The organism is Providencia sp. NPDC089933 (assembly GCF_049545585.1).
GTDB lineage: Bacteria > Pseudomonadota > Gammaproteobacteria > Enterobacterales > Enterobacteriaceae > Providencia > Providencia huashanensis.
Window position 1 is genome coordinate 1 of the sequence record NZ_JBMWDT010000006.1, and the last position, 21,242, is coordinate 21,242.

23 protein-coding genes are annotated in these 21,242 nt (G+C 38.7%); 4 read left to right on the forward strand and 19 right to left on the reverse strand.

The features are described 5' to 3' along the window. Positions 1 to 73: 73 nt before the first annotated feature. The 19 genes from ACPEH5_RS09955 to ACPEH5_RS10045 form a co-directional block, all read right to left on the reverse strand. Positions 74 to 832 (reverse strand): hypothetical protein, encoded by a 759-nt coding sequence (locus ACPEH5_RS09955; RefSeq protein WP_281110760.1) that lies wholly within the window; start codon positions 830 to 832, stop codon positions 74 to 76. A 34-nt stretch (positions 833 to 866) separates the two neighbouring features. Further along, entirely contained in the window at positions 867 to 1,397 is a 531-nt protein-coding gene (locus ACPEH5_RS09960) for a fimbrial protein (RefSeq protein ID WP_166686615.1), read from the reverse strand. A gap of 19 nt (positions 1,398 to 1,416) precedes the next feature. Further along, on the reverse strand, positions 1,417 to 1,935 hold the full coding sequence (locus ACPEH5_RS09965) for a fimbrial protein (RefSeq protein ID WP_042846284.1): 519 nt from the start codon (positions 1,933 to 1,935) through the stop codon (positions 1,417 to 1,419). Between the two features lie 8 nt (positions 1,936 to 1,943). Next, positions 1,944 to 2,441, reverse strand: coding sequence for a fimbrial protein (locus tag ACPEH5_RS09970; RefSeq protein ID WP_042846282.1), 498 nt, complete (start codon positions 2,439 to 2,441; stop codon positions 1,944 to 1,946). 10 nt (positions 2,442 to 2,451) lie between these two features. Continuing rightward, entirely contained in the window at positions 2,452 to 2,952 is a 501-nt protein-coding gene (locus tag ACPEH5_RS09975) for a fimbrial protein (protein WP_129466440.1), read from the reverse strand. Between the two features lie 9 nt (positions 2,953 to 2,961). Then, complete coding sequence (locus ACPEH5_RS09980) at positions 2,962 to 3,486, reverse strand: fimbrial protein (protein ID WP_240133302.1); 525 nt, start codon at positions 3,484 to 3,486, stop codon at positions 2,962 to 2,964. A 16-nt stretch (positions 3,487 to 3,502) separates the two neighbouring features. Beyond that, entirely contained in the window at positions 3,503 to 4,114 is a 612-nt protein-coding gene (locus ACPEH5_RS09985) for a fimbrial protein (RefSeq protein WP_129466439.1), read from the reverse strand. A gap of 50 nt (positions 4,115 to 4,164) precedes the next feature. Further along, positions 4,165 to 4,950, reverse strand: coding sequence for a fimbria/pilus periplasmic chaperone (locus ACPEH5_RS09990; RefSeq protein WP_281110761.1), 786 nt, complete (start codon positions 4,948 to 4,950; stop codon positions 4,165 to 4,167). A gap of 181 nt (positions 4,951 to 5,131) precedes the next feature. Further along, complete coding sequence (locus tag ACPEH5_RS09995) at positions 5,132 to 7,699, reverse strand: outer membrane usher protein (protein ID WP_281110762.1); 2,568 nt, start codon at positions 7,697 to 7,699, stop codon at positions 5,132 to 5,134. 70 nt (positions 7,700 to 7,769) lie between these two features. Continuing rightward, on the reverse strand, positions 7,770 to 8,297 hold the full coding sequence (locus ACPEH5_RS10000; RefSeq protein WP_155405707.1) for a fimbrial protein: 528 nt from the start codon (positions 8,295 to 8,297) through the stop codon (positions 7,770 to 7,772). 65 nt (positions 8,298 to 8,362) lie between these two features. After that, the gene (locus ACPEH5_RS10005; protein WP_042846276.1) at positions 8,363 to 8,884 is read right to left on the reverse strand and encodes a fimbrial protein; all 522 of its coding nucleotides are present in this window, start codon (positions 8,882 to 8,884) and stop codon (positions 8,363 to 8,365) included. 90 nt (positions 8,885 to 8,974) lie between these two features. Beyond that, positions 8,975 to 9,313 carry a helix-turn-helix domain-containing protein gene (locus ACPEH5_RS10010; protein WP_042846274.1) on the reverse strand — a complete coding sequence of 113 codons (339 nt, stop codon included), beginning with the start codon at positions 9,311 to 9,313 and terminating at the stop codon, positions 8,975 to 8,977. A gap of 1,484 nt (positions 9,314 to 10,797) precedes the next feature. Beyond that, a complete protein-coding gene (gene fis, locus ACPEH5_RS10015; protein ID WP_004258438.1) occupies positions 10,798 to 11,094 on the reverse strand; it encodes a DNA-binding transcriptional regulator Fis in 297 nt (98 codons plus the stop codon). A gap of 7 nt (positions 11,095 to 11,101) precedes the next feature. Next, a complete protein-coding gene (gene dusB, locus ACPEH5_RS10020; protein ID WP_004908195.1) occupies positions 11,102 to 12,085 on the reverse strand; it encodes a tRNA dihydrouridine synthase DusB in 984 nt (327 codons plus the stop codon). 317 nt (positions 12,086 to 12,402) lie between these two features. After that, on the reverse strand, positions 12,403 to 13,287 hold the full coding sequence (prmA, locus tag ACPEH5_RS10025) for a 50S ribosomal protein L11 methyltransferase (protein ID WP_042846272.1): 885 nt from the start codon (positions 13,285 to 13,287) through the stop codon (positions 12,403 to 12,405). 21 nt (positions 13,288 to 13,308) lie between these two features. Further along, entirely contained in the window at positions 13,309 to 14,763 is a 1,455-nt protein-coding gene (panF, locus tag ACPEH5_RS10030) for a sodium/pantothenate symporter (protein WP_042846270.1), read from the reverse strand. Further along, complete coding sequence (locus ACPEH5_RS10035; RefSeq protein WP_042846269.1) at positions 14,753 to 14,995, reverse strand: YhdT family protein; 243 nt, start codon at positions 14,993 to 14,995, stop codon at positions 14,753 to 14,755. The genes panF and ACPEH5_RS10035 overlap by 11 nt, the downstream gene beginning before the upstream one ends. Before the next feature lie 144 nt (positions 14,996 to 15,139). Next, positions 15,140 to 15,439, reverse strand: a complete 300-nt coding sequence (locus ACPEH5_RS10040) for a DUF202 domain-containing protein (protein ID WP_240133300.1) — start codon at positions 15,437 to 15,439, stop codon at positions 15,140 to 15,142. Positions 15,440 to 15,447: 8 nt separating this feature from the next. Next, entirely contained in the window at positions 15,448 to 15,804 is a 357-nt protein-coding gene (locus ACPEH5_RS10045) for a YidH family protein (RefSeq protein ID WP_042846266.1), read from the reverse strand. Positions 15,805 to 15,953: 149 nt separating this feature from the next. Here ACPEH5_RS10045 and ACPEH5_RS10050 point away from each other — a divergent pair, with 149 nt between their 5' ends. The 4 genes from ACPEH5_RS10050 to ACPEH5_RS10065 are packed head-to-tail and all read left to right on the forward strand — an operon-like array spanning position 15,954 to position 21,205. After that, positions 15,954 to 17,375, forward strand: a complete 1,422-nt coding sequence (locus ACPEH5_RS10050) for a PTS transporter subunit EIIC (RefSeq protein ID WP_042846264.1) — start codon at positions 15,954 to 15,956, stop codon at positions 17,373 to 17,375. A gap of 13 nt (positions 17,376 to 17,388) precedes the next feature. Continuing rightward, positions 17,389 to 19,158, forward strand: coding sequence for a sulfatase (locus ACPEH5_RS10055; RefSeq protein ID WP_240133299.1), 1,770 nt, complete (start codon positions 17,389 to 17,391; stop codon positions 19,156 to 19,158). A 48-nt stretch (positions 19,159 to 19,206) separates the two neighbouring features. Next, positions 19,207 to 19,923 (forward strand): GntR family transcriptional regulator, encoded by a 717-nt coding sequence (locus tag ACPEH5_RS10060; protein ID WP_048606178.1) that lies wholly within the window; start codon positions 19,207 to 19,209, stop codon positions 19,921 to 19,923. Positions 19,924 to 19,954: 31 nt separating this feature from the next. Beyond that, positions 19,955 to 21,205, forward strand: coding sequence for an anaerobic sulfatase maturase (locus ACPEH5_RS10065; RefSeq protein WP_129466436.1), 1,251 nt, complete (start codon positions 19,955 to 19,957; stop codon positions 21,203 to 21,205). Positions 21,206 to 21,242 lie beyond the last annotated feature (37 nt).

Consider the following 21,242-nt stretch of genomic DNA (forward strand, 5'->3'; position numbering starts at 1 on the left):
ACCCATGAAAGTTTAAATCACCTCCCACCGGAGGCCTATCGTCAACAGTTAGAAAACTCTAATTTAACGTGTCTCAATTAAAGGGGAGTGGACAACACGAAATCATTAAATTTACATTTTGAGTGAGGCCAGTAACATTAAAGTTTGTTGATGAGTAATTTAAATTTAAGTTTTGACTATTTAAGCTACACACTGCAGAATCTTCTAATTCTGGAGGAGTTATATCATTTGGCCCTCCTTTTGTGCATGTTGATTCAAAATCTGTCGAATAAATATCAGAAACACCTGTTGTAGATAACTGGTTTTGAAAGAGAATGCCTCTATTGCATAGCGGATATTTACTTAAATGTTTCCACACAGCTGCACTTTGTGAAGTCATAAAGTTATGTTTCACAGTATACGTATTTCCCAAATATCGACTTAGACATTTTTGATAACTAGCATTATCATTTGGTGTACAGATTAAACCCGGTACTGTTTCAGTCCATTCAATCCTCAGACCATATCCACCTCCTACCCAGTCAAATTTACCTTGACGAGAAATAGTGGTTGAATTATTTGTCGCATTAATTCTATTATTAATAGCTTGGTTTAAAGTACCCTGGGTAAGGCGTATCGTTATTTCAATTTCACCATCTAAAACAATATCATTATTATCTCTACAGTTTGCATGTGGATTGCTTGGGCCAATACAATTTGAAAGTGTGTAATGAAGCCATTTTGTTGATATTTGTTTAGGGTAAATAAATGAACTGCCTGCAGGCAATTCGGTAAGTTCTTCCGATAAGCATTGCCCTGAAAATAAAAAAAACAGAAATAATAGTCTATTCATTATTGCTTTCCATATTTATCTTTATAAAAAAATTTTATTCATATTCTAGTGTAAAAGTAGTTGTAGCTACGAAATCACCCAGAATAATGTTTTTTTCTTGTAGTGCTTTAGGCTCACCTTGAATATATGCTTTAAAATTCAAATTATTACCATTACCAGAATGCAATCCTTGAATGTGACCTTTCATTTTGTTCAGTTTTATTGGCGTACCATTAGCTGATTCTAATCCCACAGCAATACCTTTTGCGTGACTTACATTATTTAAAGCTAATAATCCAGGTAAAGTTGTGCTTTCATTACCTGTAAAGGTAACTTGAACTTCTTTTCCTAATACCAAATCACAATTAATTAAGCGAATAGTAAAAGGCTGACTATGCGTACGTGTATTGAGATATAGATATTCATCAATTACAGTCCCAAAATCGAGTTCAATATTTTCATCCCCTGGGTATACTTCGCAGGCATCCTCTACCAGCGTGCCATCAAAAAGTACGTCATCTGCAAATGTTGGGAATGATATACTTAATATTACCCAAGGAAGCCAGCGGCCTAGTTGTATTTTCATCTCTTAGTCCATGGTGTATTTATTGAAATGCAATCGCTAATGTACCTTGTGCTGTAAAATCATCTCCCACTAAATCAACGCCAGTTCGCTTAATCGGAACTGCAGATAGTACTGGTAAATGCCCTGTATCAATAGCAAATGCCTTATTTAACTCCAGCGGTACACCATCTTTTTGTATTTGGATGCCTAGCTTGTTTACATTCAGTAAGCTAGAAGTACGCAATGTTGCATTATCAAATCCTGAACCTGCTAAAGTTGCATTAAAAGATAAAGTGATATCCCAAGGTTGATTTAAATCTCCTTGGCAATTAAGTTGATAAGGAATATTTTGCTTAAATAAATGCCCATCAACTTTTCGCACTCCCACCTTCCCAAAAGAAACTCTGATCGGGTCTTCATGTCCTAGCTGACAGACTGGCGGAATAATCAATGTCCCATCAAATAGCCAATTAGCTTGTGAGTTCCATGAGACAATAGTGAGGAGTATTACTCCTAGCCCGTTACGTAAGAAGCAAATTTTTTGTAATAATGTTCCCATTATGTCCCTCATTGATAATCTACTTTCAGGGTTGCTAGCGCAGTAAATGCACCTCCATCCGTATTACTGTAGCTCGCAGTTAGATTTTTTATGGGGGCCACTTTAATTGTAGGTAATGCAGTATAATTCACGTTTATAGTCTCATTAATTGCTTGGCGTACATCATTTAGATAAAATGCTATACCCAGTTTAGAGTGACTAGTTTTGAGCGCTCCATTGCTATTAAAACTAGTTACATCACCTTGAATCGTAAGTTTAATTGCATTCTTCGCCAGCTGTGTGCATGTCAATTTAAATACCAATGTCTGCTGGTAGTTAATTCCATCGATACGCGTTAATAAAATATCGTTAAAATGCACAGCCTGCTGTTGTCCATTATTTAAAATACATTCTGGAGGTGTTACTATTAGGTTTCCGGATAAATTAGCTCCGATACCGAATGCCATACCAGAATTAATCAGAATAACGAAAGTTAAAATTGACTTTAAGCACCGATTTAATTTCATAAAGATTTCCTCAGCGGTAATCAACAACCATCGTTAATACACCATTAAATTCACCACCGTCAGTGAGTACTGTTCCTGTTGGTTTTACTGGGACGGCATACAATGCGGGCATGCTCCCACCATAGGTGAAGTTCAATGATGTTCCATTATTCAAGCGAGTATTATCTTGATAAATAGCTATTCCTAAATTACTTCGATTAGTGCGCACTACATTTTGGCCATTTAACGTGATGGCATTCCACGTTAAGGTCATTTTTAGCGCGTTGTTGTATACCTGTGTGCAATTTAATGCATACATAATTGGCGTGCGTTTATAACTGCTATTATTAATCAATGTTTCATGTACATCGCCAAATTGTACATCGGTTGTTGAACCTCCATTAACTGTACATTCTGGCGGTGTGACAACTAACGTACCATTAAAATTCACCGTAAACGCGGCTGATGCTGGAAATGACACTATATTGAATGTGATAAACATGTATAACCAGCTGTGGATTTTTGCCCTCATTTTTTCATCCTATTGATAATTTAAGGTCATGGTCATGGCACCAGAAAATGCCCCCGCGTCTGATAACATAGTGCCTGTCGGTTTGACTGGTACGGCATACAATGCGGGATGAGCGCCAAGTAGGTTGAAATTTAGGCTGTCTCCATTACTTAATTGAGTTGCATCTTGGTATATTGCTATTCCTAAATTAGTACGATTGGTTTGAATAGCTGATAACCCATTGAAAGTCACCGCACTCCAAGAAAGTGACATTTTCAAAGCATTTGTTGCAACACTAGTACACGCTAACCTATAGTCAATTGGAGTACGTTTATAGCTGACGCCATCTATTAACCCCTGTTGAACTTGCCCAAATGAAACCGTTATTTCATCACCATTACTGATGGTGCACTGGGGGGGTGTAATAATTGTTAGTTTTAAATTTAAATTTGCAGTATCTGCCTGTGTTTGATTAAGTACTCCTGACAATATTCCAATTACCATCATCCCTTTGAATATGGCAAGGCGGAATTCTTGTTTGTTTTTTAATGACATGTGCATTGCCTTTCTGTTAATCATAATTCAATTGAAATCGAATTAAGGCGGAGTAGGCGCCTGCATTTAACCCCATGGTTGTTCTCACTGGAGTCACGTAATACGTTAACTGATTTTGCCCAGGTGATACTAAATGAGGCAAGCTATACTGCCCTAATGCAATGGGAGAGTGAGTTGCATCACTGAATTCTAATGCTATTCCTTTTGCTCCAATAACTGCCGCTAAAGATGGATTTTGTTTATCAGCTGGTGCTAAAAAACGGATTTTCATTGCAGGCATATCGGGGCTCCAAAGTAAGTCACCCAATTGGTTTCGATTACGGCTTTCCCCACTTAAACAATCTTCCAAACGTAACACGACAGCTATGGGGGGGCCTGATTGCCCGACTTGCTGAAGTTGCCCCGTCCCGATTGTACCTAGGTCGATTGTTTGATTTGCAGAAGTCATCGCTAATCGGCAAGCACTTTCAGTTAAAGCTCCGTGAACATATAGAGTGCCATTTGCCCCATCTACATCCCAATTATCCACTTTGTCCAATTCCGTGGCGTTAACAGTAGTGGCTAGTAACACTAGCAGCATCCCTCCTAACGCATGACGATATCGTTCTAATTCCAGTACTATATTCATGGTGATTTCTCCTACTCAAACACAGTAATTGCGATTGATATCGTCTCGTTTTAAGGTTTTTGTGAAGGGACGACATAACAACTCTGAGATTGACACTGGAAAGATAGTACCGGGCGCCCGCCGTAATCATTGATATAAGTTAAAACTGGCTTGTTACCCAATGCATCAGCTGCTCCACTCATCGTTTGACTACTTTTGGGGGCAATCATAATAGGTTCAAAGCCATCAACGGTTTTACCTTCTGTGCTCGGTGCTGCATCTACTATAGTGACGTAGTAAGGCGTTGGGTTGGTCACTGTATATTGGTTATCTTTGCGCGTTAATGTCAGCTTTTCTTGCCACGGGGTGTTCATTTGTTCACGTGTCGGAATAATCGTTTTCGGGTGATAGAACAATTTAATTCGTGTTTGTAATGCGAGTTGTAACGTGTTTGGCTTATCACTTTTAGGTGGGATCTCACGCAAGTTAAAGTAAAACACCGACTCTCTGTCTTGTGGTAACACAGCTGTACCAGGAAGTGATTGTATTTTCACCTGACTCTTAGCGCTAGGCTCTAGTCGCTGAACTGGGGGAAGAACTGTAAATGGTTCGCTGATCTTTTCCCCTTTTTCATTTTCAATCCACCCTTGCGCTAAATAAGGCAGTTGTTTATTTTCGTTACTGATGTTTAGGCTAATTGATTTATCATTTTCTGTAATAATAGCCCGTGTTCTATCTAGTGCTATTGCAGCTTGAACTGGAGATACTCCAATTATGCTGAGTATGCTTCCTAATAACCAAATAGAAGAATAGGGTAATACCGAGCCAAATAATTTATGGCATAATTTATTTGTCATTAATAATTTCATTATTTATTTTCTCATTCTGTAAAAGCAGAGTCTTTTATTTACGCTGCATTCATAAATATCGAACGAATAAAATTATTCATTCGCATTGATTTACTAGAAAAGTAGGTTGTCTTGAATTGACAATTTCATATTTGATGAAAAAAGTGCCTGTAATTGTATTGATATTTACTCAATTCATTTCCTCGAAGGTTGTGTTGATTGAGTTTTTATTACCAGCAGAGAGACACGGTAATAACCAGCTAGAAAACAATGCTTCTCCTGTTGGTAAAGTTTCCGGTAATGTCACTTCACATTGAGTTCTCTCATCCCAACGTATCTGCAAAATATCATTTGGGTTTAATCCAGTTAAATAGGCGCTTCCTTCATCACCAATCATTCCTACCTGTTGGCCTCGTCGATTAAATACCAAAGCACCAAACGGTGGGTAACTGTTATCAGCGAGCCGTAATATGGCCATGGCACTTGCACCAGCAACGACTTCAAATTGACGATAACCTATAGCACCTTCCGTTAATGTTCCTTGTTTAACCGATTGTGTTACTTGTGCATCATTGGGTAGGGCATTTAAGTCTACGCTCACTTGATTACGGTAATAGCTATTCACATCAGTTAAGATTGCTTGCCCAAAACGATTAGAGTCAACTGTTGCGCCGTACCCTCGTAAGGGAATGCCAGCTATGCCATCAGTATCGACAAAAATACGTGTTCCCCCCATTTGGTTATTTCTGTGGAATACAACACCGTCTCGTATTGCGGTGATCCCACTTTGTAAAGACAATCCAGCAGAGCGGTAGCGGTTTTGTTGATAAGTAGCATTTGCATTTAATGATGCAATATCACCTTGATGAGAATAAAAACCACTGACTAAAGCACCAGTACGAGAAATCCCTGTGCTTAGTTGGTAATTACTGCGCTCATCCAAACGGTCGTAATACCCGATCCTTTGAGTGTTATCATTTTTATTCCAACTACTATTCATATTGAGAGAACCAGAATTTCCCCATGGCACTGATAAAGAGACATATACCCCATCATCGTTCGTATTTTGATAACTATTACGATACGCCGTCAGGTTAATGCTTAAATTTTTTAGCTTATCCATGTCAAAATACTTGGCTATAGATAGGCTATAGCGGTCATTATCTGGCTGATCCCAATAGGTTTGGTGATAATAATTAAGATATGCACTTAATCCGACACTCGGAAATTGTTGGTTATATGAAACGGTATACATTTCTTTGCTGCTATATTGCTGAACCCCACTCATTTGCGCATTTAAGTACTCTGACATACTCATAAAACCTTTTTCCGCGAAACGATAACCTGCAAAGGTTACTTGGCTGTTATAAGCATCAAAGTGTTTTGAATAACTTAGGCGGTATGAGTTGCCTTTATAGGTTTTATTTCCAACATCAGTCATTCCTTTTAAATTAGAGCGTGCATGTGTAATATCGAACGATAATGCTCCAAACATCATTAAATCACGTCCGATACCGAGTGCTGCAGAAGCATAATTTTCAGCGCCAATTGCGCCACCAAATAATGACCAACCGTTGTTGACTCCCCAAGAAAATTCACCGCTCGCAAAAGTTTCACCATTTACATGGTGTTGCCAATCAGTAGGACGTCCTACTGCTAACTTGTAACGTAATTGCCCCGGACGAGTTAGGTAAGGGACCGTAGCTGTATTTATTGTGAAAGTTTGGATTGAGCCATCTTGTTCTTTAACTTCAACATTTAATTCACCTGACATGGCATCATTTAAGTCCTGAATACGAAAGGGGCCAGCCGCAACTTGTGTTTGATAAATAATACGGCCTTGCTGGCTCACTATTACTGTCGCGTTACTAGTGGCAACCCCAGTAATTTCAGGAGCATACCCTCTTAAATTAGGAGGGAGCATATTAATATCGGTAATTAAACTCATTCCCGTAAATCGGAAGCTATCGAAAATATCTGACACCAGATAATCTTCACCTAAGGTTAATTTTGCACCCAAAGATTTAATGGCTCGGTAAATATAATAACGAGACCAATCTAACGAATGTGTTACGCTTTGGCTTTGTTGTTTATCTAATCGCATTTGCCAATCAGCACGAGCACGCCATGCGCCTAGGTTTACTCCAACTACGCCATTTCCACTGGTGTTGTAATTAGTTTGCTCGCCACCGCGTGTTTGCTGTGATACTTGTGTATTGACGTTATAATCAAAGACCATCCCTGATACGCCATCTTCCCAACGTGCAGGAGGGTCCCAATTTTCAGCGGTATATTCCAAATATGCTTGCGGCATATTGATATATAATGTTGAACTAGCTAAATCAGCTTTAACATCGGTTCCCTTTAAGCTATCAAGTGACAAACATTCTCCTTCATGCCACCATGACAGTTTGCTCATCACCTCGGGTTTCAGACCAAATTGTTCGACAATACTTGGCGTTAAGCACACTAAACTATCACCTTCATCTATAGGCGAGGTGTAGTAATAAATAGGTTGTTCTGGTAACGTCTGCTTATTCACATAAATAGCAAAACTATATTCACCTGGCATTAAATAACCGGATTTTGAAAACTGGCTCAAGTCAATGTTAGCTCGGTCGTTTACATCCAAAATATCGGTATTAAACTCAATCTCTTTCGCCTGCCCAGCAAAGCTTACTACCAGTGTAATACATAGCCCCACTACACTTGGATGAAACCACCCAAGTAACGGGGTGCGAATGAAATCCGAGGTCATTGCCCCACCTTCTCTTATTTTTATCTATGATGTTTATTTAATAACCGAAATGAACAACGACTTATGCGGTCTATTCGTAATCTAATTTAAAACGTATGTGGCTAGAGTATTGCCCTGCTATCAACGCATTTTTATTTGCTACTAACCGTAAATTGTATGACAGGTCGCGTTCACCAATTGAAAGTGTTTGGTGCGATAAACTTTTTCCTGGGATGGCAATTTCACCGTCTTCGCGTTGAATCTGTAGTCCAACACCGCTCGCCTGGCCATCTACTTGAAATAACCCTTGCGATTGTGAGCCGTCAAAGGTGACTTGAAAGTATTGCCAATTTGGCTTAGCGGGGTTTTGCCGAGCTAAAACACAATTAACTAAACGAATATGAAAAGTACGAGCAGGTCCTTGGCCATCTCTATGAATGGCGGCTAAAGGTAAACTTCCCATATCAATAGTTTGATTTCGGCTTCCAACATCAATAGAACAAGCTGTTTCAATAATAGAGCCTTGCATTTTGATGCTCGCTCCAGCATTCGCTGAAAAGGCCAAGACGATACAATGCAATCCAAATGTACCTTTGATAATTCTCATTTTATTTATCATGCGTACCTCTCACCGAATTTTAAAAGCCTGAGCGATATCCTTATCTCATCAGGCCATTTATTCGTTTACTCGTAGTTCAGTGTAAAGTCAGCTATAGAGCTAAATTCACCTGTTTTTGCTTTATCACCATCACCAATCAAATATGCGGCAAAACGTAGAGTGTTGCTGCCATTTTGGATTATTTGGAATGGAGAGGGTTTGCCCAGTGTGATTACTTGGCCAGCTGGGTTAGTAATTTGAACACCTGCTCCGGAAGCTGTACCGACAAGTCCTAATGTCTTATTTGTTGTATCAAATGCTGCAGCTGCACCACTGAAAGTCAATTGGACTCCACTTTTTAAGTTTTCGGATTTGCAGTTTTCTAATGAAACATCAAATGTACGTGGGGTTGATCTACCTCCGCCCATTAATGTTGAATCTGCAATTTGTCCTAACTCAATAGTTTGATCGATAGAATTAGGCGATATTGAACAAGGTGCTGTAATAATAGCGCCTTTAAATGTAACTTTACCGTGCCCCATATCAGCGGCTAATACAGAAGCGCTCATTGCACTCGATACTAAAACTGCAAAAATAACTTTATTCATATATTCCTCAGAGAATCATAATAAATATTTGATGTGTTTTTGTTTGAAAATGTTTAAAGCCACTTTAATTATTAAACTTAATAAAGTTACTTAATAAAAGTAGATGGTATCAGATGCCGTGATGCTTTTTCTTAAAGTTACCACGTCATCATAATTTGATTTGTTTATTTCAATAATAATGTTCTTGATTAAACTTTCAAATGAGATGTTTAAAGCTACTGAGATATTAAATAACATATCGACTGTTAGCTTATTGACACCTCTTTCATAGCGAGACATTTGCTGTTGTGAAATATTTAATTTTGTTGCTAATTGAGCTCCAGTAATACCAGTTTCTTTTCTTATTCTTTTTATTACAACTCCACAATAAGAAGAAAAACAATTGGCAGAATTCTCACTTGGAGCATCTTTATGTTCTTGTAAGTTCATACAACTATTTTCCAAAAGAAAACTACTAATTTAAATTAATAAATCAGTAACTTATTATTAATATTAGTTCTTTAATTAAAGAGAAAGCTAATAATATTCATCGTTGCCTTGATTTCCTACAATTATAAAGAGTGAGAAATTTAAAAGCAAACTCACTAATTTGAAGTTTTTAATGAATAACCATAAATTTACACTTTTTACAGTTTTTATAATTATATATAAATCAATGTGTTGTGATTTTCTGCGAGATGTGTGTTTTTTAATTTATCAAAAATTGATAAATCAATGACGATACAAAAAAGCAATTCTAAAGATAAAAACAGAATATTAACTCGATATTAACATTTTTCATACTTTATCTTTATTTGTAACGTTTAAGTGCGTAAAAAGCAAAGAAAACACATAATGTGAGTAATCAAAACGTGGTATATATAGTGAAAAATACTTAAATATCATGGGGTTTGGTTTAAGTAAAGAAAACTCTCATTGTGAGTGAAAAATAAATATTAACTAACATAATTATCAGATAATAATAAGCGCATAGGTACTTAACATCACCAAATATCCTATGAGTAAACCGCTATGGTAATAATTTTCATTCAGTTTTTCCTCAATAAGTTGTTCATTGTTTTTTCTTGTTCGACTAATTATTTTTAAGGTATATAAATCTGTATATACATCAGGAAATGACATTGACCTATTATGAAAAGTAGGTACTGTAATAAATGCTATCTTTACTAATAAAATAATTTAAATTCTTGTATAACAATGAGTTCAGAATTTATTATATAAAGTCAAATGGAAGGGTGTTAGTCAGTTATGTGATTTTTAATCAGCGTAGACTTATGTAAGTTGAACAAGGGTTATTAGGTTGGGCTATAGTTTTATTTACTATTTGGAGAATGGTGAAATAATAATATTTTAAACTCAGTGAGTGATTAATGTTTTTTGTGTTTTAGCAAACTATTAATAATGACTGAGTACTTTAAATATTAAATTTCCTTCTGTTTTAATAGCTTATTATTAATAATTAAATTTTTTGATGTGTTTGCTGTGATGGTAAGCGCACTGTGAATTTTATTTACTGAATATAGTATTTATTATTATATTTTAGATGATGTGATTTATTGAGGCTATTTAAATTTATTATATTTAAGTTAAATCAACCTAGGGTTAACAGGGAATAAAATAGGTTATCTAATAAAATAGGTGAGTGAAGTATAAGTTTATAGGGGCTTTTAGGGATTGAAAGGGCATTGGGGGGAATGGTAATTTAACTGGTAGGGAGTAAAGCTAGGTTAGTCTAGAGCAGTACATTTTGTGTATTTAATGAGAAATACTAAATACCTGCAATAGAAGAGTAAAATATACTAGCCGCATGCGTCGCAGTACTGTGGCGTTTCTGGTGCCCAGTCATTTAAACAAAAAGGCACCTTCTAAAATATAGAAGGTGCCTGTAAAAACACTGCATTAACCGACTAGGATTAGTTCATGCCGTATTTTTTCAGTTTCTTACGCAGAGTACCGCGGTTGATACCCATCATCAGGGCTGCACGGGTCTGGTTTCCACGGGTATATTGCATAACCATGTCCAACAAAGGCTGTTCTACCTCAGCCAATACCAGCTCATATAAATCGTTAACATCTTGATTATTTAATTGAGCAAAATAGTTCTTCAGTGCTTGCTTGACTGAATCACGTAACGGTTTTTGAGTTACTTGATCTTGTGAATTTACAGTAGCAACGGTTAGTACGTCAGAATTTACGCGTTGTTCGAACATAGTTCTGTCAGCTCTTATCTTTATTTACGCAAAAATTTTCAAAAAATGCTTCCAACACCTCCAGCTGTTCGCTGGCATCCTCAATGGTGTTGAATGAGCGCCGAAACTGGTCATCAGGTGCATGTTCCTTTAAGTACCAAGAAACATGTTTGCGCGCTATACGGGCTCCTTTGCCTTGACCATAAAAGTCGTGCAATTCCTGTACATGCGCTAGCATAATGCGTTGTACCTCTGCCATTGGCATCGGTGGCAATATTTCACCTGTGTCCAGATAATGCTGGATTTCCCGGAAGATCCATGGTCTTCCCTGAGCCGCTCGTCCTACCATCAAGGCATCAGCCCCTGTGTAGTCCAAAACAGCCCTGGCTTTTAGCGGGTCAGTAATGTCGCCATTGGCAATAACCGGAATGGTAACAGTCTGCTTAACTGCCCGAATATTGTCATATTCAGCTTCCCCATTAAACAGACAGGCTCTAGTTCTGCCGTGAATGGTGAGTGCTTGAATGCCGCAATCTTCGGCCAATTTGGCAATTTCTATGCAGTTTCGCTCTTCAGGTGACCAACCTGTGCGGATCTTAAGAGTAACAGGTACATCCACTGCTTTTACGACACCTTCTAGAATCGACTTAACGATTTCTGGATAACGTAGCAGTGCAGAACCTGCAAGCTTACGATTCACTTTTTTAGCTGGACAGCCCATATTGATATCGATAATTTGAGCGCCACTCTCAACATTAATTTGAGCAGCAGCAGCCATCTCATCGGGATCATTGCCAGCTATTTGAACGGAACGTACCCCAAGTTCATCACGATGAACCATTCTGAGCCTAGATTTGTCTGTCTTCCAAACCTGAGGGTTAGAAGAAAGCATTTCTGATACCGTCATACCTGCGCCCATGTCATAACAGAGTGACCTAAAAGGTTTATCTGTAATGCCAGCCATTGGGGCAGCAATAAGACAGTTTCTCAACTGATATTGTCCGATTCGCATAACTAAATGGGGGCCATACTGTGACTGCAAGGGCGCGTATATTACGCATTTTTTACGAGATATGAAAGGACAAACTTTGAGCAAACGGTTATTTATCACTAATTTTTTTATCTTGCATTCTAGCAACTAAAAAATTAGTTATATTTAACAAATAGTTAAGCGTACTCGATAACGATTTATTAAAATAACTGTTGCGTTGTTCAAATCTCGTGCAGAACAGATTATCACCAGCTATTGAGCAATATTTGAGCTATAAGATAATCTATTCTGGCGTTATTTTCAAAGGAATTATTCCCTAATTTTGATAAAAAAAGCCATCAAAAGTGCTTGACACCGGTAATACGGCACCACTCATCTTTTTCAGCCACAGGGTCAATTTCAAACATGGGGCGATAAGCATCAGCAACCCCTTCTGCTTGAGTGGCTAATACCCCAGAAAGACCCAGTAAACCACCTGCACGAGGCAATACGCTTATCATTGGGGCTAATTCACGTAGAGGGCCAGCAAGGATGTTAGCAACTACGACATCAGCTTGTAGCGCTTCCGGTTGGTCTTTCGATAAGTAGAGAGATAAACGCTCGGAAACGCCGTTACGTTGCGCATTATCGCGACTTGCAGTAATAGCTTGAGGGTCGATATCGATACCAATGGCATGAGCGGCACCTAGTTTCAATGCTGCGATCGCCAAAATGCCCGAACCGCATCCGAAGTCGATTACCGTTTTCCCTTCGAGATCAAGGCTATCTAACCATTGAAGACACAGTGATGTTGTTGGGTGGGTCCCTGTTCCGAAGGCTAAGCCTGGGTCTAACATGACATTAACGGCAGTTGGGTCCGGAACATCGCGCCAACTTGGGCAGATCCATAAACGCTCACCAAAGCGCATTGGGTGGAAGTTATCCATCCATTCTCTTTCCCAGTCTTTATCTTCTAATTGTTCGATTTTATGAATGAACCCAGTTCCAAGAAGAGGGCTATTTTCCAATTGAGAAACCACCCATTTCATGTCGGTTTCTGCATCATATAAACCAATGACGTCAGTATCACCCCAAAGACGAGTTTCTCCAGGTAGGGGCTCAAAAACAGGGGTATCATGGCTATCTTGAAAAGTGACGGATACCGCCCCAGTTTCGATGAGTTCATCGCCAAGAGCTTCTGCTTGTGGACCTGTTGAGTTGATGCGGATCTGTATCCAAGGCATATTTATCTCTTATGTTAAAATCTAATTTGTTGATGTCTTAATTGTGGGCAATTGTACTGGATTTTTGCCAAAAAAGTTACCTATCAAGAAGGCTATGAGGCTGAAAATTAGCGATGGAACGATAGCGTGAAAGCCCATAAGTTCTATCTTAAAGGAAGCAAAAATGGCATAACATACGCCACCGACAACCATACCGCAAATTGCCCCTGTACCATTGGCTTTTTCCCAATATAGCCCAAGAACTAATGGCCACAAGAAAACCGCTTCAAGACCACCAAACGCTAATAAATTCAGCCAAATAATCATTTGAGGTGGGTTCCACGCAGCGATCAAAAGCAAAGCCCCTAAGATCAAACTAGAACAGCTAGAGATCCGAGCCAGTTTTTTCTCATTTTTAATTTGCGTGGGCACTGCATTGAGGTAAATATCTTTTACGATAGTGGCTGAGGACTGCAAGAGCTGAGCATTAATAGTCGACATAATTGCTGCCATCGGTGCTGCTAAGAAAATCCCAGCGGCAAATGGAGGAAGGACTTGTACCATCAATGTTGGTATCACTTGGTCAGGGATGGTCAGATCAGGCAAAATTGCGCGCCCTAATGCACCCGCAAAGTGCATACCAAACATCAATATTGCCATCACGATAGTGCCTAAAATAATTCCTCGGTGAACAGCTTTGCTGTCCTTGTATGAAATACAACGCACCGCGGTGTGGGGTAAACCAATCACGCCAAAACAGACTAGAACCCAAAAAGAAGCTAAGAAAGGCCCACTCAGAATATCGTCAGCCCCTTCGGGCGACACTAATTTAGGGTCAATGGCATGCATCTTTTCGATGGCTGTAGGGAGCCCACCAGCATGGTAAATGATGGCAACAAGTAGGATCACTGTCCCGATAAGCATAACTAGCCCTTGCAATGCATCATTCAATACGCTGGCTCTGAAGCCACCAATAGCTGTATAGAGGGCGATAGATACCCCAAAAATTATCAAACCATAGGTATATGGGATACCAGCTGCTGTTTCTAATAGCCTTGCGCCGCCAATAAATTGCACTGTCATGGCGCCAAAAAAAGCAATGAGTAGGCTAACACTTGCAAACCAAACTAAGAAGCGGCTTTGATAGCGAGCGTAGAGCATATCGTTAAGGGTCACTGCATTATAGCGGCGCGCTAAAATAGCAAATTTCTTACCCAGTACGCCAAGGGAAAGCCAGATTGCCGGTAGCTGGATCATCGCTAAAAGTACCCAACCTAGACCATATTTATAGGCGGCTCCAGGGCCTCCAATAAATGAACTCGCACTGATATAGGTTGCGGTAATTGTCATTGCAAGGACGAAACCGCCCATGGAACGATTACCTAAGAAATACTCATTCAGAAATTCGCCTGTTTTCCGCTTTTTATAGGCATAAATTGATAACAGAAAGACGAGGGCAAGGTAACCGATTAATGGTAGGAGAACTTCAATCTGCATCATTCTCCTCCAGAGAGATATCTTTGAATATGAGCTTAACCATCATAATACACAGTAGAATAAAGATGACGGGCAAAATTAGGCATGACCATTCAAACCATAATGGTAACCCAGTAACTCCCATCGTATTGCTAGGAAGGTATGCACAAATAACCCAGCCTATCATATAGGCTATCGTTAAATAGAGTGACCAACGGGCCTCTTTATTTGATTGAAGAAAACGTTTGTCCATCCGTTATTCCTCCTCATTCTCACAAAAATAATCGGGGATTGTACGATAATCTGGGAGTGGAGTGTGAAAAATTCAGAGAAAAGCGATTAAAGGCAGTGATTTATTTAAGATGAACTTAGCTAAATATTGAGAGATAAAGTCAAATTAAGTAGATAAAATCTTAATAACCAGCATAAAAGACATAAAAATAAGGGTGTATGACGCAAAAAATAAGAATATAGAATTGTTTATTTTTAATCCTATTTTAGGGGGGGTAGATGCATTATGTCTTTTGAATGTAATGATCAAAAATAATAATGCGCCAGCCGCAGCTGCGGTTAGCATTAGGTATGAATGATTGAGTAACCCAGAACGCAGAAATAGCAATATATTTAGTGCTAAAACGAGTAGCGTTCGGCTCCAAGCTTGCTGTGTTCTTTCTGGTTGTAGTCCGGGGTCTCGCATTGCACTGCCTATAGTAAAATATATAAGAGTGCGAAAGAGGCTGCGGTCATGATAAACAATGTAATTAACAATAAAAAAGAAGTGTATTGAAGGGGTTTATCTTGCCGCATTGCTAATTCGTTTTGTTTCCAGCGATACAATGCCATCGCCGCAGTCAGCCCACCCGCCACAGCGAGCACTAATGCCAGTGCCATTTTTATCCATGGAAATTCGATAGATTGAAATAGTTGTTCGATGGCAATTGCACCAGCTAAAAAAGCCAACGCTGTTCTAATCCAGGCTAAAAATGTTCTTTCGTTAGCTAATGTGAATCGGTAATCCGGCGCTTTCCCAAGTATTTTCCAGTTTTCTTTTTTTATCGTCATTGGAATTCCTATCTTTTTTAGAAAAAGTGAGAAGAAAATCACAAAACATTAATGCAAGTGTGGGCTTTCTTTTTCTGATGATATATTAATCTAAATGTTATAACAATATAACAAAGCATTTTGCCTTACTATACCGTAAGAGAGGATCTATGGATCTCGATAAAATATCAAAAAAAATTATAGAATTATCAGGCGGTTCTGAAAATTTCATTCACGTCACAAATTGTATGACTCGAGTGAGAATGACATTAAAAAATGAAGAAAAGGCGGATATTGCAGGTTTGAAAGCACTACCTGGCGTGCTAGGAGTGGTGAGTGATGAAACATTGCAAGTGATTGTCGGACCGGGAAAATGTAACAATATTGCTGACGCAATTAATCAACTACTATCTAACGGGGACTCTGAAAGCACTGTATTGCAGGATGATAAACCTGAAAGCGATGTATTAGCTAAAGCTGAAATCGCTAGAAATAAAGCGAAGAAAAAAACGCCAGTTAAAGCCGTGCTAAGAAGTATAGCGAATATTTTTGTTCCATTATTACCCGGCTTAATTGCTGCTGGTACTTTAATGGGGATCAATAACATTATTGTTAACTCGGCACATGCCGAGGCGCTAGCTCAGGGAATTCAAGCAACCGCTAATATGTCAGCAGCCCAAGTGGTTTTGCAACAACAAGGGTTGTTAGAAATAAGTACTATTATGGGGATTATTGCGAGCGGCTTGTTTAGCTTACTAGCTGTATTCACCGGTATTTTTGCTGCTAAAGAGTTTAAGGGAACTGAAATCTTAGGGGGGATTTTAGGGGCAATTACGATTGCGCCTCAAGTTGCTATTTTGGGACTAACTCCGGGACAAGGTGGGTTAATTGGGGTTATTTTTGCGGTTTGGATTAGCTGTTGGTTAGAAAAGCGATTACGCCGCTATATCCCGAGTATGATAGATGTTATTGCAACCCCAACGTTGACAATCATCATTATGACTGCGCTTTTGCTATTTGGTATTATGCCAGTAGCTGGCGTTGTATCTAATGGTATTTTAGGCTCATTGTCCGGAATTTTACAGCATGGTGGCTTAGCGGCTGGTTTTATCTTATCTTCTTTATTCCCATTTTTAATTTCTCTTGGTTTACACCAAGGGTTAATTCCTATCCATTTAGAATTAATTCAAGCAACAGGAAGTTCGCAGTTATTTGCGATTCAAATCATGAGTAATTCCGGTATGGTCGGCGCTGCAATTGCCGTCTTGATAATGACAAAAGATCCGGTAATGAAACGTGTCGCTAAAGGGGCTATCCCGACCAGTATTTTAGCCGTAGGTGAACCGACTATCTTTGGGGTAAACATCCCAGCAGGCTTTGCATTTATCACAGGATCGATAGGTGCTGGTTTTGGGGGAATGATGATCGTCTTATTGGATGTAACAGCCAATGGGGTCGGAGCCGCAGGGCTATCCGCACTACCACTGATAGCGGATGGTAAATATCTCCAATACATTTTTAGTTGGTTAGTCGGTGCGAGTATTGCTTTCGTATTGACTTATGTTGTTGGACGTATCAGAAAGTACCAGTAAAAAGGAAATAACAATGAAAGCTGTAATGTTAATGTTTGATTCATTGAATAAACATATGTTGTCGGCTTATGGCTGCCAAACAACCATTACTCCTAATTTTGAGCGATTACGTAAACGCGCACTGAAGTTTGATAATTTTTATGTTGGCAGTATGCCTTGTATGCCTGCAAGGAGAGAATTGCATACCGGGAGATATAATTTCCTTCATCGTAGCTGGGGCCCGATTGAGCCATTTGATGAGTCGATGCCTGAAATACTGAAAAAACAAGGTATTCATACTCATTTAGTTACGGATCACAAACATTACTGGCGAGATGGCGGTGCAACCTACCACTCGCGTTTCTCAACATATGAATTTATTCGGGGGCAAGAGGGGGATAACTGGAAAGGTGTTGTGAATAAGCCAGTTGTTCATTATGAATCAGGTGAACCTGATGAAAATAAACAGCGTAAAATAGCCAGTCGTACCCAGCACCTGATTAATCAGCAATATATGCAGGATGAAAAAGATCATCCACTGGTACAAACAATTAGTCACGGTATTGAATTTATTGAAACTAATCACTCGGATGATAATTGGTTTTTACAGCTCGAGTGTTTTGATCCTCATGAACCGTTTTATGTACCTGAAAAATACCTACAACTTTATGGTTTATCCAATGCTCATTTTGATGGCTGGCCGCCGTATTATTTTGTCACTGAGGATGAGTCTAGGCAAAAAGTGATCCGTGGTTTTTATCAAGCACTAGTAACGATGGTCGATGCATATGTTGGTCAGGTTCTTGATATATTTGATAAATACAATTTATGGGAAGATACGCTATTAATTGTAAATACGGATCACGGTTTCTTATTAGGTGAACATGATTGGTGGGGGAAAAATATCATGCCACTTTATAACGAAATCGCGAATACACCATTTTTTATTTGCCACCCTGATTTGGATACCAATGGGGTATCAAGGCAGATGTTGGCTCAAACTATTGATATACCGGCTACGTTACTTGATTATTTTAATGCACCAATCCCTAAAAATATGCAAGGAAAAAGCATATTAGCTGGGCTTGCTAAAGATGAACCTATTCGCGAATATGCGCTGTTTGGCTACCATGGCTGTCAGATTAATATCACAGATGGTGAGTATGTTTATATGCGCTCTCCTGTTGTTCAAGGAACCGAGGGGCTTCATGATTATACTTTGATGCCAACACGTATAAACCGGCGGTTTACGCCTAAAGAGTTACAAGGAACAGAGTTATATGAGGGGTTTGATTTCACACAAGGTTGCTCAGTATTAAAAATCCCTGCAACGAGTGTGATGACAACAGACTCAGACCGTTTTGGACATCGCTTATACCATGTTAAGCAAGACCCGGCACAAACGTCACCAATCCTCAATGTGGCAATAGAACAGCGTTTACTCGAAAATATTCGTTTAATGATGTTACAAAATGATGCTCCTGAAGAGTTGTATGCTCGTTATGGTTTATCGAAAGAGCAACCTGTTTCCCTTGAGCAAATTGAACAAGAGCATAAGCAGGCTGGAGCAGCGAAAACTGTATTTGACCAATATCCGCTCACGCAGGAAGTTAAATATGGTGCGATGTCATTATTACAATATATCGAAACCCGTCATTTAAAGACGATAAAGGACAGGTTTATCAAACAATTAGAAGGTGGGTTAACACAAAAACAGCTAGTTGATTTCATTATTGATAATTTTCCAGTAGAAAACCATAATGAGCTTTTATACCGGGTAGTTCTGGAAATGCGATTAAAATAAATAAGAGCATTACCCGGTGGGCTAACATCGGGTAATTGTGATTAATATATGAAAAAACAACTAGATTATAGTACGCATTCAAAACCGTTATACGCGCAAGTGTATGATATTTTAGTCGATAAGCTAAATAAAGGTGAATATAGGAAAAACGATACTTTTCCGACAGAAGCTGAATTTCAAGAAATGTTTGGGATCAGCAGGATCACGGCAAGAAGGGCACTTTCGGAATTAGAAAAAGAAGGGTATGTAAAGCGATCTCGAGGGGTTGGCACTCTTGTTATTCGAAATTCTAAAAAAGCCTATGCAACAATCCATACCCAAGTATTGGGGGCTGCAACACAAAGAGTAAAACGTAATATTATTTCGATAAACAAAGTTGCGGCAAATAAAGATATCAGTGAAATTATGAAATTGCCGGAAGGCTCAGTCCTGACCAAAGTGGAAAGGGTTATTACAAAAGGAAATAAACCGATTCAATACAATTGTTTTTATTTTCCACCTTGTATTGAAAGCATTACAGCAGAGGATTTAGAAGAGTCTATTTATCTTTTTTTAGAATCCAAAGGGCTAAATTCAAACCATTATACTGAAAAATTATCAGCACTTGTTCCAACAAAACAAGAAATGGAATTATTAGATATCGATGAGAAAACCCCCATATTTTCTCGTTGCCGTATTGACTACAACAAAGATAATGAAGCCATTTTATATATGGAAGGTAGTTATTTAAGCAACTATTACGAGTATAAAGTGAATGGCAGCTAAGATGTCCGTTGCCAAAACTTAAGAGGTTACTATGAAAAAAGCGTTTCACATAATGGCTAAGCCAACAAGTTATCAGTGCAATTTAAAGTGTGATTACTGCTTTTATCTAGAAAAAGAACACCAAACTGATTTTAATAGTAAAAAATTAAAATGTATGGACGACAATACATTACGTGAATATATTCGTCAGTACATTGAATTATCACCAAGCCATGAAATTGATTTTACTTGGCAAGGGGGTGAACCGTTAATGGCGGGGATGGATTTTTTCCAACGAGTGATCCAATACCAAAAGCGGTATGGAAAAGGAAAGCAAATCTACAATAGCATACAAACAAATGGGGTATTGTTAACCGCTGAATGGGCTAAGTTTTTAAAAGAACATCATTTCTTAGTCGGAATTTCCCTTGATGGCCCACAATGGCTACATGATATTTATCGAAAATCCAATTCAGGTAATTCGGTTTTTGATAAAGTTATCAATGCAATTCGCCTACTCAAAGAGTATCAAATTGATTTTAATATTTTGACGGTGATTAATAATGAGACGGCAAAATACCCAGAAGAAATCTACCGTTTTATTACCGAAGAACTTCAAGCTAATTACCTGCAGTTTATTCCTGTTGTCGAATATGAAATGAACAATAGTAAATTTCAACATTTGAGCTACCCACAAGAAGCGGGAGAGAAAACGCTAACCTCATGGTCAATAACAGGGAAGCAATACGGTGATTTTATTAATAAAGTCTTTGATATTTGGGTAAGAAAAGATGTTGGGAAGGTCTTTGTCCAGTTGTTTGATAACTCGCTTGCGGCTTGGTCTGGTGATATGCCTAGTTTTTGTGTTATGCAGCCGGCGTGTGGATACGGTTTAGTGGCTGAGCAAAATGGGGATATTTATAGTTGCGACCATTTTGTCTATCCCGAATTTAAACTGGGTAATTTATTAAGTAAGCCTCTCAATAAGCTAGTTTATAGTAAGCAGCAGCAACGTTTTGGCCAACAAAAACTCAACCTTTCTTCATTGTGCCAAAAATGTGAATTTAAGTTTGCTTGTCATGGGGGATGCCCAAAGCATAGGACAGAAAAAGTTGAGAATAAATGGCATAATCATTTATGTGAGGGTTATAAGGCAATTTTTAGCCACATTGACCCCTATATGCAATATATGGCGAATGAGCTACGTTTTCGTCGCCCCCCAGCCTCGGTGATGGATAATTTACACTTATTCCAGCGTGCTGCACCTATCGAAAATACAATCCCAATTCGCCATATTAATTAAATTCAATAAAAAATACCGCGCAGCTGAGCTTCGCGGT